This is a genomic window from Campylobacter sp. W0066.2, assembly GCF_024723515.1.
Lineage (GTDB): Bacteria > Campylobacterota > Campylobacteria > Campylobacterales > Campylobacteraceae > Campylobacter_D.
The window spans coordinates 28,188-45,314 of the sequence record NZ_JANQCV010000010.1 but is presented as its reverse complement, the minus strand read 5'-3'; the positions used below and the strand labels follow the sequence as shown (position 1 = coordinate 45,314).

Below are 17,127 nucleotides of genomic sequence, written 5' to 3'. Positions count from 1 at the left end.
ATTTTTATACATTATAAAATGTAAATTTTAACACTTAGGCTTTTAACATTCTTTTTTCCTCAATTTTTATCACTTGAGGATAGTTTTTATCAAGGTATTCTAAATAAGCTATGGCGTATTTTCTTGAAATTTGAAAATGATTTTTTATAAAAGCTACATCTAAATGATGATCTTGCAAAAGCTTTAAAAACTCTTGCATGAGATTTTCAAGAGCATTTTTTTCTATAAAAAGATTATGTGCTAATCTTTTGACTTTGTTTTCTTTAGTGAGTTTTTTTAAGATAAGATCTCCATTTTTCCTATCAAGTTCTAAATACTCATAAAGATTATAAGGTGCGGTAGGTTTTATACCTTCTTTTTTTAAAATTTCATAAAGCTCACAATGAGCCTTTTCTTGCAATTTTTCAAAATCTTGTCCTTTTAAAAACCATATGCCATCTTTAAAATCTAATTTTTCTTGCATTTGCTTGAGCACATAAGCACAAAAGCTCTCACTTGCCCAGCTAAGCCTTAAGGCGATAGAATGAGGCGAGATTAAAGCATAAGGATTTTTAGAGAAAATAAAATTAATAAATTCTTTTAAAGTTTGCATAGCATTTAAATCATACACATTTAAAGCTTGCTCATCGACAAAAACATGATCTAAACTTTTTGCTAGGTTTAGGGCTTGCTCATGAGTGAGTTTAAAGCGTTGATAACTTGAAAGTAAGCCAAAGCCAAGTTTGTGAGTTTGTTTTAAAAACTCAAATACTTTTATAAAATCTTTTTGTTCTAAAAGTGCTAGATACTTAGCTTTTATATCTTTTTTTAAAGGCTCGCTTACTGCATTTAATACCACACCACCACTTTTAATACGCCCATTTTCAAGCAAGATAAATTTATCATCAAAACACAAAGGTAAGTTTTTATCAAACTCCAAGCTAATATAAGTCTTATCTTCAAATTCTTTGATTACACTAATTTTTGCATTAAGCTTTTTTGAGCCACTACAAAATTCTAAAATACTCCCGTGTTTAATCTCTGTATTAAAAACAACCCCATCAATACTTTTAAAGCTTTTAAAAACACCTTTTTTGCTTAATACATAACCTTTTTTTAATTCATGATAATCACAATTTAAACTCAAAGCAACTCTATTGTAAGCTTTTACTTCTAAAACATTTTCTTCATGAATTTGTATGTTTTTTACAATGATATCTTTTTGATTTTCAAGGCAAAAAATTTTTTCATTTTTGCTAATTTTTCCTTCATTTAAGCTTCCTGTTACTACCGTTCCTATACCTTTTAGAGAAAAAACCCTGTCAATGTAGTATCTAAAAATCAAATTTTCATCATTTTCTTTAGGCTTTAAACTAAGTAGATAGTTTTTTAAATTCAATATACTTTGCTCATCATAAATGCTAATTGGAAAAACTTTTAAGATATTGATTTTAAAGGCTTTTAATTCTTTTAAAAGCTCTGCTTGTTTTTGTGTTAAATTTTTACATAAATCAACCTTACTCAAAATAAGCACCACATCTTTTACGCCTAAAAATTCCAAAACCCTTAAATGCTCTATACTTTGAGCCTTTAAACCCTCGTTTATATCTATGACAAACATACACACTCTAAAGCCAAAAGCACCACTTATCATAGTTTTAATCAAACTTTCATGTCCAGGCACATCGATAAAAGCAATATTTAAATTTTCACTTTTTAAATTTGAAAAGCTAAGATTAATCGTAATACCTTTTTCTTGCTCTTCTTTTAAATCATCACCTTCAAAACCATTTAAAGCTTTAACAAGCGAAGTTTTACCATGGTCAATATGCCCAGCAGTGCCTATGATGATACTATGCATGAAATACCTCTTTGATAGCGTGGATTAAACGGTTTAAATCTTTTTCTAAAATACTTCTAAAATCTAGCACAAAATGCCCATTTTCAACACGGCCAATCACACCTTTTTTTCTAAATTTTTCTTGTAAAAGCAAAGCTTTTTCATCAAAACTTAGCACAAAAGTATCTAAGCTTTTATCAGGCATAGAACCACCGCCTACTAAACTTTTAGAAGTTTTTAACTCACATTTTGTAGGAATTTTTTCTTTGACAAAAAGTGCCTTTTTTTCTACGGTTTTTAAATCATCATTTAAAAGTTTTAGTGTAGGGATTTTTTCATATTCTTTTTCTAAGTATGCTTTGGTAGTTTCATTTAAAAAAGCTAGAGTGATTTTATCAACCCTTAGCATTCTTAAGAGTTGATTTTTCTTTAATTGTTGAATGTATTTTTTCTTTCCAAGTATAATGCCTGCTTGAGTAGAGCCAAAAAGCTTATCGCCACTAAAACTTAAAATATCACAATGTTTTAAAAGCTCTTTCACGCTCGGTTCATTTTTACTAAGTTGTTTATTAATCTTTTCACACCAGCCAGCACCCAAATCATAATAAGATATGAGTTTTTTCTTTTTTGTTAAAGCATGAATTTCGCTTAAGCTTACTTCTTCAAAAAATCCTTTAAAAGCAAAATTAGAGCGATGAGTTTTTAAAATCATTTTAGTATTTTCATTGATAGCTTTTTCATAATCATACAGATGAGTTTTATTAGTCGTGCCTATTTCTTTTAGTTTAACTCCAGCTGCTAGCATAACTTCAGGAATTCTAAAATTTCCCCCAATCTCAACTAACTCACTTCTTGAAGTGATAACTTCCTCATTTTTTGCTAAGGTATTTAAGATTAAAAATACAGCCGAGGCGTTATTATTAACAACCAAACAATCTTCACAATTAAATAATATTTTTAAATTCGCACTAAGTGCGTCATACCTTGAGCCTCTTGTGCCACTTTGCATGTTAAACTCTAAATTTGAATAAGAGCAGATGATTTCTTTAGTTCTTTCAAAAATACTCTCATCAATAATGCTACGACCAAGATTAGTATGTATGATAACTCCAGTAGCATTGATCAAACTTTGACTTTGCATATTTAAAAACTCATCAATGCTTTGAGAAATTTTACTTAGCAAATCTTGTAAGCTAAAATTTAAATTTTCATCTTTACTTAGTTCTTTTTTACAATTTGAAACAACTATTTTTGCAAAATGAGATCTTAAATACAAAGGGTAATTAGTCAAGTTTTTATCGTTTATAAGTGTGTTTATGGGCGGAAAATTTCTAAATTTGTTCATCTTAAACCTTAAGAATAAATTAGTAAAATTATAACTTTTTTATAATGAAATTTATATAATTAAGATTAAAAAATTTAAAAGAGAGTGTTATGAAAGATTTTGTATTTTTAGAAAATGAAGATTTAATTCCTCTAGGCGATGATATTAGCATAGTTCAAAAAGCCTGTAATGAGGAAATTTTTATAGGAAATTCAAAGCTTTTAAACCCTGAAGTTTATGCGCCCGAGATTAATTTTTACCTTAAAAACTCACAAGATGATGTGCTAAAAAAAGCCAAAACTATTGAGTCTTTATATAAGATTAGATCTAAAGTTTATGATTTAGGACTTGATTTAGAATACACCAAAGAAGTGGGTAAAAATGTAATTATTGTAAGCAATGAGGATCAAAATAAGCTTATAGAAAGCTTAAAAAAACAAGAATACAAGGTTTTAAAACTAAGTAATGAACAATGTTTAGGTGTTTTAGGTTGCGTGGGCGAGCTTTGTGTGATAGCTTTAAAAGATGATGAGCAAGTAGAGATTGATTGTGATTTTTTCTTATATGATGTAAAAAAAGAAAGTTTTGATCAACAAAGTGGTTGTTATGATTTAACTACTTTAAGTCAAGAAGAAATTATAAAACTTTTAAATTCTAATTCTCCAAAATATAAATTTAGAAATTATATTAGTTATGATGATAGCATTTGTCAATACCATGAAAGAAGAAGTGTTCATTGTGGAAAATGTGCTGAAATTTGTCCTAGTGTGGCTATTTTAAAAGATGATGAGCAAAGAAAATTAGAATTTTCTCATGTGGATTGTTTAAGCTGTGGTGATTGTGTAGGAATTTGTCCTAGTGGTGCGCTTGATTATGCACCTATGCCACGCAATAGTTTTTATGAAATTTTAAAATTTTATGAAGATAAAATCATTTTAATAATCCCTGAGAAAATGTCTATAGAAAATTTAAATATCACTTTAAAAGAAGATGTAATGCCTTTTATGATTAAAGGCGAAAACTATCTTGATCAAGCACATTTTTTAGCCATGCTTCAAACAAGTGGTGCGAGTGTGATTTTTTATAGTGATGGCTTATCGCAAGGTGCTTTAGAAGTGATAGCTTTGATGAATGAAATTTTTCAAAGAAAATTTAAACAAAATGCAATTTTTCTAGCTAAAGATGAAAAAGAACTTTTGGAGGCTATAAATCAAGCACATTTTATAGAAAATCTCAAATTTATATCTTATAATCCTACGCTTTTAAAAAGAGAGGATTTTGCTATAAGATTAAGAGAGCTTATAAAAGAAGAAAATTTAGGCAATATTCCAAGCAAAGAATGGATACGCTATGGAAAAATCACTATCAATACAGACACTTGCACTCTATGTCTTTCTTGCGTGGGAGCTTGTAACGTAGGAGCTTTAGTAGCTGATACTAAGGATAATTCTTTGAAATTTAATGCAAGCTTATGTACTACCTGTGGATATTGTGAGGCAAGTTGTGCTGAAAAAGATACTTTGATACTTCAAAGAAGTGGGATAGATTTAGAAAAAGAGTATTTTTCTTTTATGGTTTTAGCTCAAGATGAACTTTTTGCTTGTGTAGAGTGTGGGAAAGAATTTGCTACTAAAAAGGCCATTGAAAAAATCGCTAGCATTATGAAGCCAAGATTTATGGGCGATGAAGCTAAGATAAAAACACTATATTGCTGTGCTGAATGTAAAGCAAAAGTAATGATACAAAGTATGAATGTGCTTTAAGCCAAAAGGCTTAAAGCGTCGAGTTAATGCAAGTTATAGTTTTTATACTTTACTTAAATTTAGCGCAAAAGCTTTTTGGCTCAAAAACACTTCATCATTTTCTTTAAAATCTTTAGCTTCTAAAGGACTTAGTGTTACTTGACTGATTTGATTGCCTATGGCAAGTATGGCTATAAATATGCTATCTTGTTTTTGTAGTTTTAAAATGCGTGCTTTTATAGCAAATTTTTGTGAGCCTTGTGTCTTTAAAAAAACTTCATTAGGCGAGCCTTCTTTGATGATGGCTCCATTTTCTAAAATGATGACTTTATTGACTAGTTTATAAACTTCACTTACATCATGACTGATTAAAATAGTAGTGATTTTATAAGTTTTATGTATATTTAAAAGATAATCATGCAAGTGTAGTTTTATCTCATTATCTAAGGAGCTAAATGGCTCATCTAAAAGTAAAAGTTTGGGTTTTTGCATAATGGCTCTTGCTAAAGCTACGCGCTGTTTTTGCCCTCCACTTAGCTCTAGAATATGACTTTTTTTGTGTTTGCTTAAATCTAAAAGCTCTAAAAGTTCATTAGCAAATTTTAGATCTTTTTTGGCAAAAAGTAAGTTTTGCTCTACATTCATATTTTCAAATAAAGCATAATCTTGAAAAACAAAGCCAAGTTTTCTTTTTTGTGGACTTAGAAAGTTTTTATCATCAAAAAATATAGTATCATTAAAAGTGCAAATTCCTCGTGCTTTTTCAAAACCTGCTAAAATTCTCAAAAGCGTAGTTTTACCACTACCACTTTTTCCAAAAATAGCACAAAATTCTCCTTCTTTAACTTCAAATTTAACCTTAAGTTTAAATTCTTTTTCTTTATTTTTAAAGATTTTTTCAAAGTCAAGTTTTAGCATAAATACTCTTTGATAAATAAAGCACTAGGATGTACATAAGCAAATACAAAATCATTTTTTTGATAGTTTTGTTCTAAAAACTCATGGGTGCTAATTTGAGCTTCGAAAGTGCAAATTTCATTTTCTAATCTTATGATAGTGATGATTTGTCCTTGAAAAATATCAATGATTTTTGCATAAAAGGTATTTAAAAATGAGTTTTCTAAATTTTTTTTACTAAGCAAGCACTCGCTACTTTTAAAAGCTAGTAAAACTTCTTGATCAATGCTTGCTTTTTCATCAAGTTCTAAAGCAAGCATATATAATTTATGTTTATTTATAAGAAATTCTATCCAGTTTATATTTTCATGATTTTTTATAGTATTTATTTTAGCTTTAATCATAGGATATTATAGCCATAAGCTTTGAAAATTTCCTTAGCCTTTTTGCTTAAAATAAAATCATAAAATTTCTTAGCTTTGGCATTATCTTTACCATAAGAAGTGATAACAATACCTTGATTGATTGGCTCATAAAGCTTTGGATCAATTAAAATATAATTTTTTCCTTCTTGGAGTTTATAAGATTTTAGCGTATCTTCATATAAAGCACTTGCTGCTATAAAACCCACATCAGCTGCTTTTAGTGTTTGGGTAAGTGCTTCTCCTATGGATTTTGCTTCGATGATTTTAGCTTTTGTTTGCTCATAAATTTTAGCATTTTGTAAAGTTTCTATACTAGCTTGACCATAAGGAGCAGCTTTGGGATTAGCTATGGTGATGATTTTTACTTTTTCTTCTTTGAGTGTGTCTAATCCTTTGCTTAAATCCATTCTAACACTGAGTAAAGCTAAAGCTCCTTGAGCATAAATAACAGGTTTTGTACTAGCAAAATTATCATCATACAAGCTTTGTGCAAATTTCATATTTGCAGCCATAAATATATCAAATGGCGCACCATTTTTAATTTGTGAGACTAAATTTCCACTAGCACCTAAGCTTACATTGATACTAATATCAGGGTTTTCTTTTTGAAATTCTTTTTGCAAGGCTTTAAAAGCATAAACTACATTTGCAGCTGCAGCGATATTTACATCAGCGCCATAGCTGAAAATACATAAAAAAAGTAGGGTGAAAATTTTTTTCATTTTTTATCCTTTTGGTAGTAAATTTTGAAAAAATTATAGCTTATTTTTAAAAGCAAAAATAAATTTGTATTTTTTGCATATTTTCTAAGATTTATTTCATAAGCAAATAAAAAATTTTAATTTTTTTAAAGAATATTTTAAAAGCATTTTAATGTAAAAATTTATTTTAATTTTTGTATAATTTAAGATTTTAATTTATGAAATTTTAAAAGGAAAAAGCTTGTTAAAATACATACTAAGTTTGTGTTTATTTTTTAACACTTTGATTTTAGCAAATGACTTTGAAGATTTTGAACAAGAATATCAAAAAAAAGAAGTCAAAGATAGCTTTTATACCTATAATAAAGCTATGAGTAAGTTTAATTATGATCTTTATACTTATTTTCTAAGACCGGTTGCACTTTCTTATAAAAGCATTACTCCAAGTTTTATAAGAACAGGAGTAAAAAATGCTTTTGATACCACAAGATCACCTTTTAGATTTATCAATCACCTTTTAAGTTTAGAATTTAGAAAAGCCGGTGAGGAATTTGGAAGATTTTGTGTGAATGTGATTTTTGGATTTGGTTTGTTAGATAGTGCAAGTAAAACTCCTTTAAAAAGTTATGAGGCTGATTTTGGAACGACTTTGGGTAAATGGGGAGTGGGTAGTGGACCACACTTAGTGCTTCCATTTTTAGGTCCTTATAATGTAAGAGATGCTTTAGCTTTGTCTGTAAATTGGTTTATGGTACCTGAGGGATATATTGAGAATTTTTGGGTTGGTGTGGGTGTAAATGCTGCATTAAAACTTAACGAATTAAGTTTTGAGTATGAAAAAATAGATGATATTTACCAAAATAGTGTAGATTATTATACTTTTATACGCGATGCGTATGAACAAAGACGCCAAGAACTCATCAAATAAGGAGATAAAATGAAAAAAATCATAGTTTTACTTTTTAGTGTAGTATTTGCTTTTGCTTTAAATTTACAAGATATTTCTAAAACCATGCAAGAAAAAATTGATGAGAGCTTAAAAATTTTAGATCAAAATAAAAACGATAAAGCTAAAGCAGCGGAAAAAATCTTTGCTTTATTTGATGGTGTTTTTGATTATGAGCTTATGGCTAAGCTTAGTCTTTCTACAAGATATGAAAAATTAAGTGAAAACGAAAAAAATGAATTTAATAAAGCTTTTGAAAAAAATCTTAAAAAAAGTTTCACAGATAAGCTTGCTTTGTATGATTCTCAAAAATTAAAAGTGATTAATTTAGAAGAAAAAAACAAAAGAGCCTTTTTGAAAACTTCTATGATAGTAGATGGTAAAGAAAATTTTGTAATCTTTAAATTTTATGATAAAAATAATGATTGGCAAATTTATGATGTGGATATTTTTGGTATAAGTATCATACAAACTTATCGCTCACAATTTAAAGATGTCTTACAAAATGGTGATTTTAAAACCTTGCTTGAAAAGCTTTCTAGTGTTGATTTTTCTAAATAATGCTAAGTAAAATTTTAAAAATCTTTCTTAATTTCCCAAAGCTAACTTTGGGGATTACTTTAATCTTTTGTATATTTTTTAGTTTTTTTGCTAAAAATTTAAGTGTTGATGCAAGTGCTGAAAGCTTGTTTTTAGAGCATGATGAGGGTTTGAAACTATATAGAGAAGTTTCAGCGCGTTATGGTAATGATAATTTTTTAATGCTTGCTTTTTCTCCTAAAGATAAAGATATTTTTACTAAAGAAAATTTAGAAACCATAAAAAATTTAACTCTTGATTTAGAAAAAATCAATGGTGTGCAAAAGGTATTTTCTATCACTAATGCGCCTTTACTTGCAAGTTCTAAAGGTAAAGAGTTAAAAGAGCTTATCCAAAATATACCTAATATTTTTAGTCAAGATGTGGATGTTAATCTGGCTAAAAAAGAAATTTTAAATCAACCCTTTTATAAAAATAATATCATCTCAAAAGATGGAAAAACAACGGGAATTTTGATTTATCTAGCACCTGATCTTGTTTATAATGATTTGATTAATTCAAGAGATAATGCAAAAAGTGAAAATGAAAAAGAGCATTTTAGAGCCTTGATTAAAAAACACCAAGAAAACTCAAGAGAATTTAGTGCAAAAAGATTAGAAGAAATTACTAAAATAGTATCTAAATATAGTCAAAATGGAGACTTTTTACATCTTGGTGGTGTAGAAATGATCGCTAATGATATGATTAATTATGTAAAAAGTGATTTAAAAATTTATGGTCTTAGTTTAATGGGGCTTTTATTTATAGTACTTTGGTGGTTTTTTGGCTCTTTGCGCTTAGTGTTCTTGGCTTTGGGAATTTGTGTGATTTCGCTTTTTACTTCAAGTGGGATTTTCGCACTTTTAGGCTTTGATATTACCGTAGTGTCTTCAAACTATGTAGCTTTAGTGCTTATTATCACTGTTTCTGTTGTGATACACTTAATCGTGCATTTTATAGAAAATTTACACAAACACCCAAAAGCTAGCGTTTATAAGCTTTTACTCTCAACCTTACTTGATAAAGCAAGTCCTAGTTTTTATGCTATTTTAACCACAGTTGTTGGGTTTTTAAGTTTTGTTTTTTCAGATATTGAGCCTATTATCAAACTTGGTATTATGATGAGTCTTGGCATCAGTGTGAGTTTGATTTTGGCTTATATTTATTTTGCAAGCATTTTGGTATTAATGCCGCGTTTAAATTTTAAAGAGCTTAATCAAAATTCGTTGAAATTTTTAAGTTTCTGTGCAAATGTAAGTTTAAAACATAGAAAAATTATCTATAGCATAAGTTTATTTTGTGTGGCTTTTGCTTTGTATGGAATTTTACAAATTAAAGTAGAAAATAGCTTTGTGAGTTATTTTAAAGATAGTTCTAGGATCAAACAAGGTTTATTGATTATAGATAAAGAGCTAGGTGGAACTATGCCTTTAGATGTGATTATCAAGTTTAAGCAAGATCCAAAACAAAATGAAAGTTTAGATGAGTTTGAGCAAGAATTTGATGATTTAGCCAAAGATGATAGGTATTTTTTTAGTAGTGAAAAAACAAGAATAGCTGCTAAGGTTCATGAGTTTTTAAGTAAGCAAAAATATGTAGGCTCTGTGCTTAGCTTACAAAGTTTGCTAGAGCTTGGAAAAAGTATTAATGATGGCAAGGCTTTAGATGATTTTGCCTTAGCGTTTTTATATGAAAATTTAGATGAGAATTTTAAAAAGCAAGTTTTAACCCCTTTTGTAAGTGTAGAAAATAACGAGCTACGATTTAGCGTACGTATGCTAGATAGTGATCCAAATTTAAGACGCGATACTTTTTTAAAACAGCTTGAAAAAGACTTAAAAGAGCTTTTGCAAAATGATAATGTAGAGGTTAAAATCAGTGGTATTATGCCTTTGTATAATAATATGCTTCAAAGTCTTTTTTCATCACAATTTGACACTTTAGCCTTTGTGGTGCTTGTTATTTTTGCTTTGTTTGTGGTGATTTTTAGAAGTTTTGTTTATGCTTTCGTGGCGATTTTGGCTAATCTCATACCTTTGGCTTTAGTATTTGGCTTAATGGGTATTTTAAATATACCACTTGATATTATGAGTATTACCATAGCTGCTATTTGTATAGGAATAGGGGTTGATGATATGATTCATTATATTTATCGTTTTAAAGAAGAATTAAAACATAAAAGCTTAGAAGAGGCTATAAAAGCCTCGCATATAGGCATAGGAAGTGCGATTTATTATACTAGTGTTACGATTATTCTAGGCTTTTTAGTAATGATTAGTAGTAGTTTTATCCCGACGATTTATTTTGGCTTGCTTACAGTTTTAGCTATGAGTTTGCTTTTATTTGGTTCGCTTTTTTTATTACCAAGTTTTATTTTAAGCTATCATTATCTTAAGCAAAATTATAATAAAGCAACATCCAAATCACATAAAGCCCAAAAGCAATAAGCATATATTTTATAAATTGTTTCATCAATACTCCATTTTTTCTAATGCTCTTAAGATATAAGTAGCAAACATTAGTGCCTGTGAGCGGTGTGAAATTTTTAATTTTACTTGCTCATCTAATTCGCCTAAGGTTTTATCAAAACCTTTTGGGATAAATAAAGGATCATATCCAAAGCCATTATTACCCCTTGGAGTGTCAATAGCAAGGCCATGCATATATCCATGCGTACTAAAATGTCCATATTTTGAGCTTATGGCTATGGCTGCAGTGTAAAAAGCTTTGCTTTGATGTAGATTTTTTTCATGTAAGGCTTGGATGAGCTTGTTTCTATTGGCCTCATCAGTGCCTTCTTGAGAGTATCTTGCAGAAAAAATCCCTGGTGTATTATTTAAAGCCTCTACGCTTATACCGCTATCATCGCTTAAGGTGATAAATTCATCTTGTTTTTTGCCTAAAGCATTAAAAATAGCTTTAGATTTTATCAAAGCATTTTCTTTAAAACTTGTGCCATCTTCGATAATTTCAAAAGGGGTGATGATTTCATTTAAGGCATAAATTTCATAAGTAGTTAAAAATTTTTTGATTTCTTCTACTTTGTGCGCGTTAGAAGTTGCTAGAATGATTTTTAATTTTTTCTTCATAAATTACTCTTTTTGTTTTGACTTTAAAAAAAGTTTATCAAAATCATAGTAAAATTATCCTTTATAAGGAGAAAAGATGTTAAAAACTGTTTTACCTTTATCTTTTATTGTAGGAACTAGATTTTTTGGATTATTTATAGTTTTGCCGGTTTTAAGTTTATATGCTTTAAATTTAAAAGGAGCCAATGAGTTTTTAGTAGGGCTTTTAGTAGGTGTGTATGCTCTAACTCAAATGGCATTGCAAGTTCCTTTTGGAATCATTTCAGATAAAATAGGGCGTAAAAAAACTATGCTAATAGGACTTGTGGTGTTTATCATAGGTTCTTTAGTGTGTTCATATGCTGATGATATTTATACGATGATGTTTGGAAGGCTTTTACAAGGTGCAGGTGCCATAGGAGCAGTAGCTACTGCTATGATAAGCGATTTTATTAATGAAGAAAATCGTGGTAAGGCTATGGCTATCATGGGTTCATTTATAGGACTTTCTTTTGCAGCTTCTTTAGTGCTTTCTCCTTTAATGAGTGCTAAATTCGGACTTTCAAGTTTGTTTGATTTAAGTGCGATTTTGAGTTTAATTTGTATCGTGCTTTTATTTAGCGTTGTGCCAAAAGAGCATACAATAGTACATGAAAATACTAAAACTCCATTGAAAAAACTTTTAAAAGAAAAAAACTTAGCTTTGATGAATCTTACTAATTGTATGCAAAAAATGCTTATGAGTATTGCGTTTTTAAGTATTCCTTTGGTTTTGGTGCATGAGTTTAATTACCCAAGTGAGAATTTATGGCATGTTTATGTTAGCTCTATGGTACTTGGGTTTTTAGCTATGGGTTTATCAGGATCTTTGGGAGAAAAAAGAGGCTTAAGTAAAGAGATATTGCTTTTAGGTGTGGCATTTTTTATCATTGCTTATATTATATTTGCTTTTTCACATAATGCTTTAGTGTTTATGGTGGGTGTTGTAGTGTTTTTTATAGGATTTAATTTGCATGAGCCTATTATGCAAAGCTGTGCGAGTAAATTTGCCAAAGTAAATGAAAAAGGTGCAGCTTTGGGTGTATTTAATGCTTTTGGTTATTTTGGAAGTTTTTTAGGCGGTGTTGTTGGAGGGTATTTTTTGCACCATTTTAGTTTAGTCACTCTTGCTTTTATTTTGATAGCTTTGTCTGTAATTTGGTTTGTGTTGCTTTTGTTTTTACAAAGTCCAGCAGATTTTAAAAATGTCTATTTATCTTTAGAAACAAAACATGATTTAAATGTGATTAAAGGCATAAATGGTGTTTTAGATGTGTATAAAAACTCTAAATTTTTAGTGATTAAATACAATAAAAAACTCACAAGCGAAGAAGAAATTTTAGCGATTATTGAAAAATAATCGCTTTTATACAAAATGCTTTTCTTTTAAAATCACATATAATTTTAAAGTAGAAATAAAGAAAGTTAAAATAGCAGGTCCAAGGATAATACCCCAAAAACCAAAACTTGAAATTCCTGCTATCATCGCAAAGAAAATCAAAAGTTCGTTAATTTGCGTTGGAATTTGAACAAGTTTTTCATTGATCCATTTAATGATGTAAGGTTTTACTAAAGTATCTGCGATAAAAGATATCATAACCACGCTATAGATGAAAATCACTAAAGCACCGCTTAGATTGTTATTTGCAAATTCATATAAAGAAACAGGCACATAAACTAAGGCTCCGCCTACTACAGGGATTAAAGAACTAAAGCAAAATAATATCCCCATTAAAATCGCATCATAACCATAAAATTTAGTAATGATAGCAAAAAGCACCCCTTGTAAAATGGCATTTAGCACCATAGAATAAAACACAACAGACATTACATTACTCACTTCACTTAAAATACCTTGAGTTTCTTCTTTTTTCATAGGTACTATGCTTTTTATATAGCCAATGAGTTGGGCTCCATAAAGATTAGCAAAGAAATAAAATACGCAAATTAATACTATGTCAGTTAGAAATTTAGTGCCAAATTTAGTTGCGCTTGAAAGATAGGTTAAAACATTTTTAGAGATAGAATTTAAGTCAATACTTGCTAGTGCTTCTTTGATTTTTGGCTCTATAAAGCTTAAAGATTCAGGTAAGTGTAGGGAATAATTTTTAAAATATTCTATGGTATTGTGAAAATAGCTTATATCAAAACCTTTTGCAGCCTTTGCTAGCTCTATAATAGCATATACAAAAGGTATAAAAAATAAAGCTAGCATAAAAGCAGTAGTAGCTGCTGCAGCAACGACTTTTTTACCTTTGAAAATACTTAAGAATTTAACATTAACATTAGAAGTAGAAACAGCCATTAAACTTGCTATGGCTATATTCATCAAAAAAGGTTTAAACAAAAAAAGCACCCAAAATAAAATGATTAAAATAAAACTAATTAAGAAAAAATTACTACTTTTCATCAAATAAACCCTTATTGTATTTTAATTTTAAAACATCAAAACTTTTTAAGCTCGCAATACGACCTTTGGCCGTTCTTTCTATATAGCCATTTGTTAGTAAATATGGCTCTATTACATCTTCTATGGTATTTTCATCCTCACTTAATGCTGCAGCTATACTAGAAAGTCCTATAGGTTTTCTTTTAGCTTCAGTTAAAAGTTCTAAATACCGCAAATCCATCGCGTCAAAACCAAGCTCATTTACCCCTAAGGAATCAAGTGCTTGTTTAGCTCTTTTTTCGCTAATAATTTCTTCATCATTTACATCAGCAAAGTCCCTTACACGCTTAAGCAATCTTAATGCAATCCTTGGGGTTGAGCGACTGCGTTTGGCTATTTCTAAAGAAGCTTTTTTTTCACAAGTTTTATTAAGCTTTAGAGCTGCTTTTTCTAAAATGATAGCAAGCTCTTCATTTTTATAAAATTCCAAGCGAAATTGCATGCCAAAGCGATCGCGTAAAGGATTGCTTAGCATACCTGCTCTTGTAGTAGCACCAATGAGTGTAAATTTAGGTAAATCGATTTTGATTGTTTGTGCAGCAGGGCCACTACCGATGATAATATCAAGACGAAAATCCTCCATAGCAGGGTAAAGCACTTCTTCTATGGCAGGACTTAAGCGATGAATTTCATCGATAAATAAAATATCTCCCTCGCTAAGGTTAGTTAAAATCGCAGCTAAATCCCCGCTTTTTTCTATCATGGGTGCAGCGGTAGTTTTGATATTTGCATTCATTTCATATGAGATAATGTTTGCTAAAGTTGTCTTGCCAAGTCCTGCAGGCCCACTAAAAAGGATATGATCTAGACATTCATTTCTTTTTTTAGCAGCTTTGATGAAAATTTCTAAATTTTTTTTAATGTTTTCTTGTCCTATGTAGCCATCGAAATTTGAAGGTCTAAGACTTGTTTCATAAGTTTCATCAGGGGAGAATTTTTCAATCTCTACGATTCTATCCATATTTTTTCCATTTTATTTTGTAAGAAATTTTAATTTTATCTAAAATTTGCTAAAATAAACATTTAAACTTAGATTATAGAAGTTTTTATGGGAATTTTAGAGCAATTAGAGTTAGATTACGAGCTTGAAGAAATCGAGCGTTTTTTGTATTTTTTTAGAAGTCTTTGCGATGTTGTAGAGCCTTTGATAGTAAAGCTAAGCAGTGATAGCTTAAAATACAAAGAAGCTTTAAAAGACTTAGAGCAAAATATCCACAACGTGGTTTGGGCTGCTAAAAGATTAAATTTAGATGAGATTGCAAATTTTTGCACATTCTGTGAGGAAATTATGCAAGAAGCAGCTAAATTTGATGGGCCTGCTAGCGATGAATTTGTGGATTGGATGTTTTTAGTGGGTGAGCAGCTTGATAGATATTGCAGTGATTATGAAAAAAATGTTTCTTTTTTAAGCGTATTTAACCCTCAAATTGCAAATGTTCCAGATAAAATTTCTAAATAATGGGGACGACTTGGCTTCGACAGGAGTAGAGTGGCCTTGGTGGCATGTCGCTTTGAGCAAAGCGTATAAAGCTCAAATTAAAATTAAACGCAAACAACGTTAAATTTGCTCCTGCTTACGCTAAAGCTGCGTAAGTTCAGTTGAGCCTGAATTTTAAGTGATACTATCTAGCTTAGAATTTGGTCATTTTTGATAGTGTAGATTGAAATTTGACAAGTTTTAATTGAAGTTAAAGTCTTAGTCTAGCTTGAAATTTTGGAAGGTGAGTTTGGTTAGATGAAATTTTCACCTTTGCTAAGCATGTAGATGCCGTGGTTGTTTTATTTTTGGACAGGGGTTCAATTCCCCTCGTCTCCACCAGTAATTTAGTTTTTATTAACTAGTGCATCTCTTATATCTATGACAAGATAAATTACAAAAAAGCTTAAAAATATCGCAACTAAAGATCCAATAAGTGTTACTAGACCTACTATAAATCCTAGAGTAAACATCAGCGCAATAGAATAAATAATCGCTATAATAAAGCTTAATGCAGCCGCTATATCAAGTATAGTTCTACCAAAATTTAAGATTAAATTTTTAATCATAATAACTCCTTAATTAATAATAATTTATTAATTATAGCAAAATATAGTTTTAATTAATATAAAATTGTAGAATTATTTGAAGTTTAGATTTTCTTTGCAAGGATAACCTTGCAAAGAATTTATACAAATAAAGAATTTACGCTTTCATTGTGATAAACTCTGCGTATTACCTCACCAAAAATAGGTGCTACGCTTAGGACTTTGATTTTATCCATTTGTTGTTTTAAAGGTATAGTGTCAGTTACTACTAGCTCATCAAGCGCATCTTTGGCTATTCTTTCATAAGCTACACCACTAAGTACAGGGTGGGTGCAGCAAGCTATAACTGACTTTGCACCTTTGCTTTTAAATACTTCAGCAGCTTTTACTATGGTTCCTGCTGTATCGATGATATCATCTACTAAAATCACTTCTTTATCTTTTACATCACCGATGACATTCATCACTTCGCTTTCATTAGCTTTTTCGCGTCTTTTATCTACTATAACTATATCAAGTCCTAAAGCTTTTGCCACGCTTCTAGCTCTTGCTATACCGCCTATGTCAGGACTTGCGATGATAGGGTTTTTATAGTTTTTATTTTTAATATAATCATTAAAAATAATACTCCCATAAAGATTATCCACAGGTACATCAAAAAAGCCTTGAATTTGTCCAGCATGTAAATCTATGGTAGCTACTCTATCTACTCCTGCTGATTCTATAAGATTTGCTACTAATTTTGCAGTAATAGGCACCCTAGGACTTGCTTTTCTATCTTGTCTAGCATAACCAAAATAAGGGATGATAGCTGTGATAGAGCTTGCACTTGAGCGACGCAAAGCATCTGTCATGATTAAAAGCTCCATTAGATTATCATTTGTTGGGGCACAAGTACTTTGTATGATAAACACATCTTTACCACGCACACTCTCATCTATTTGAATGCTAATTTCACCATCACTAAAACGCTTCACACCTGCATTGCTTAGAGGCAATGAAAGGTATTTTGAGATTTTTTTAGCAAATTCTTCATTTGCTGAACCAGAAAATATTTTATATCCACGCATATATAAGCCTTAGAAAGTTTTCTGTGATGATATAAAATTTTTT

At 29.8% G+C, this 17,127-nt stretch carries 16 protein-coding genes and 1 other RNA gene; 7 read left to right on the top strand and 10 right to left on the bottom strand.

Annotated features, from left to right (window positions below; translation table 11 throughout):
• Nucleotides 1-34 precede the first annotated feature (34 nt).
• Both selB and selA read right to left on the bottom strand, forming a co-directional pair.
• Nucleotides 35-1,840 carry a selenocysteine-specific translation elongation factor gene (gene selB, locus CAMP18498_RS05700; RefSeq protein WP_337197960.1) on the bottom strand — a complete coding sequence of 602 codons (1,806 nt, stop codon included), beginning with the start codon at nt 1,838-1,840 and terminating at the stop codon, nt 35-37.
• Nucleotides 1,833-3,164: an L-seryl-tRNA(Sec) selenium transferase gene (gene selA, locus CAMP18498_RS05695; protein WP_337197959.1), complete on the bottom strand. Its 1,332-nt coding sequence runs from the start codon at nt 3,162-3,164 to the stop codon at nt 1,833-1,835. Before selA ends, selB begins: the two co-directional genes overlap by 8 nt.
• 89 nt (nt 3,165-3,253) lie before the next feature.
• Here selA and CAMP18498_RS05690 point away from each other — a divergent pair, with 89 nt between their 5' ends.
• Nucleotides 3,254-4,906 (top strand): 4Fe-4S dicluster domain-containing protein, encoded by a 1,653-nt coding sequence (locus CAMP18498_RS05690; RefSeq protein ID WP_337197958.1) that lies wholly within the window; start codon nt 3,254-3,256, stop codon nt 4,904-4,906.
• A gap of 42 nt (nt 4,907-4,948) precedes the next feature.
• Here the strand turns inward: CAMP18498_RS05690 and CAMP18498_RS05685 are convergent, their stop codons facing one another.
• The 3 genes from CAMP18498_RS05685 to modA are packed head-to-tail and all read right to left on the bottom strand — an operon-like array spanning nt 4,949 to nt 6,929.
• Nucleotides 4,949-5,803, bottom strand: a complete 855-nt coding sequence (locus CAMP18498_RS05685) for an ATP-binding cassette domain-containing protein (RefSeq protein ID WP_337197957.1) — start codon at nt 5,801-5,803, stop codon at nt 4,949-4,951.
• Entirely contained in the window at nt 5,797-6,186 is a 390-nt protein-coding gene (locus CAMP18498_RS05680) for a hypothetical protein (protein ID WP_337197956.1), read from the bottom strand. The genes CAMP18498_RS05685 and CAMP18498_RS05680 overlap by 7 nt, the downstream gene beginning before the upstream one ends.
• The gene (gene modA / locus CAMP18498_RS05675) at nt 6,183-6,929 is read right to left on the bottom strand and encodes a molybdate ABC transporter substrate-binding protein (protein WP_337197955.1); all 747 of its coding nucleotides are present in this window, start codon (nt 6,927-6,929) and stop codon (nt 6,183-6,185) included. Before modA ends, CAMP18498_RS05680 begins: the two co-directional genes overlap by 4 nt.
• A 220-nt stretch (nt 6,930-7,149) precedes the next feature.
• Here modA and CAMP18498_RS05670 point away from each other — a divergent pair, with 220 nt between their 5' ends.
• From CAMP18498_RS05670 to CAMP18498_RS05660, 3 genes are read left to right on the top strand one after another with little or no spacing between them, the layout of a single operon-like run.
• Nucleotides 7,150-7,836 carry an MlaA family lipoprotein gene (locus CAMP18498_RS05670; RefSeq protein ID WP_337197954.1) on the top strand — a complete coding sequence of 229 codons (687 nt, stop codon included), beginning with the start codon at nt 7,150-7,152 and terminating at the stop codon, nt 7,834-7,836.
• 9 nt (nt 7,837-7,845) lie between these two features.
• A complete protein-coding gene (locus CAMP18498_RS05665; RefSeq protein WP_047208573.1) occupies nt 7,846-8,415 on the top strand; it encodes a Tgt2/MlaC family protein in 570 nt (189 codons plus the stop codon).
• On the top strand, nt 8,415-10,880 hold the full coding sequence (locus CAMP18498_RS05660; RefSeq protein ID WP_337197953.1) for an efflux RND transporter permease subunit: 2,466 nt from the start codon (nt 8,415-8,417) through the stop codon (nt 10,878-10,880). The genes CAMP18498_RS05665 and CAMP18498_RS05660 overlap by 1 nt, the downstream gene beginning before the upstream one ends.
• Before the next feature lie 24 nt (nt 10,881-10,904).
• Here the strand turns inward: CAMP18498_RS05660 and rdgB are convergent, their stop codons facing one another.
• Nucleotides 10,905-11,522 (bottom strand): RdgB/HAM1 family non-canonical purine NTP pyrophosphatase, encoded by a 618-nt coding sequence (rdgB, locus tag CAMP18498_RS05655; protein WP_337197952.1) that lies wholly within the window; start codon nt 11,520-11,522, stop codon nt 10,905-10,907.
• A gap of 76 nt (nt 11,523-11,598) precedes the next feature.
• Here rdgB and CAMP18498_RS05650 point away from each other — a divergent pair, with 76 nt between their 5' ends.
• Nucleotides 11,599-12,900, top strand: coding sequence for an MFS transporter (locus CAMP18498_RS05650; protein WP_039628880.1), 1,302 nt, complete (start codon nt 11,599-11,601; stop codon nt 12,898-12,900).
• Between the two features lie 6 nt (nt 12,901-12,906).
• Here CAMP18498_RS05650 and CAMP18498_RS05645 read toward each other — a convergent pair whose 3' ends face one another.
• Both CAMP18498_RS05645 and ruvB read right to left on the bottom strand, forming a co-directional pair.
• Complete coding sequence (locus CAMP18498_RS05645; protein ID WP_337197951.1) at nt 12,907-13,950, bottom strand: AI-2E family transporter; 1,044 nt, start codon at nt 13,948-13,950, stop codon at nt 12,907-12,909.
• Entirely contained in the window at nt 13,940-14,950 is a 1,011-nt protein-coding gene (gene ruvB, locus CAMP18498_RS05640; RefSeq protein ID WP_337197950.1) for a Holliday junction branch migration DNA helicase RuvB, read from the bottom strand. Before ruvB ends, CAMP18498_RS05645 begins: the two co-directional genes overlap by 11 nt.
• An 87-nt stretch (nt 14,951-15,037) precedes the next feature.
• Between ruvB and CAMP18498_RS05635 the strand changes: the two genes are divergently transcribed.
• Complete coding sequence (locus CAMP18498_RS05635; protein WP_337197949.1) at nt 15,038-15,448, top strand: histidine phosphotransferase; 411 nt, start codon at nt 15,038-15,040, stop codon at nt 15,446-15,448.
• 1 nt (nt 15,449) lies between these two features.
• Nucleotides 15,450-15,808, top strand: a transfer-messenger RNA (tmRNA) gene (gene ssrA / locus CAMP18498_RS05630).
• Nucleotides 15,809-15,813: 5 nt separating this feature from the next.
• On the opposite strand, the gene CAMP18498_RS05625 is transcribed toward ssrA, so the two are convergent.
• Nucleotides 15,814-16,035 (bottom strand): hypothetical protein, encoded by a 222-nt coding sequence (locus CAMP18498_RS05625; protein ID WP_214135152.1) that lies wholly within the window; start codon nt 16,033-16,035, stop codon nt 15,814-15,816.
• 119 nt (nt 16,036-16,154) lie between these two features.
• Entirely contained in the window at nt 16,155-17,084 is a 930-nt protein-coding gene (locus CAMP18498_RS05620) for a ribose-phosphate pyrophosphokinase (RefSeq protein ID WP_337197948.1), read from the bottom strand.
• Nucleotides 17,085-17,127: the final 43 nt, after the last annotated feature.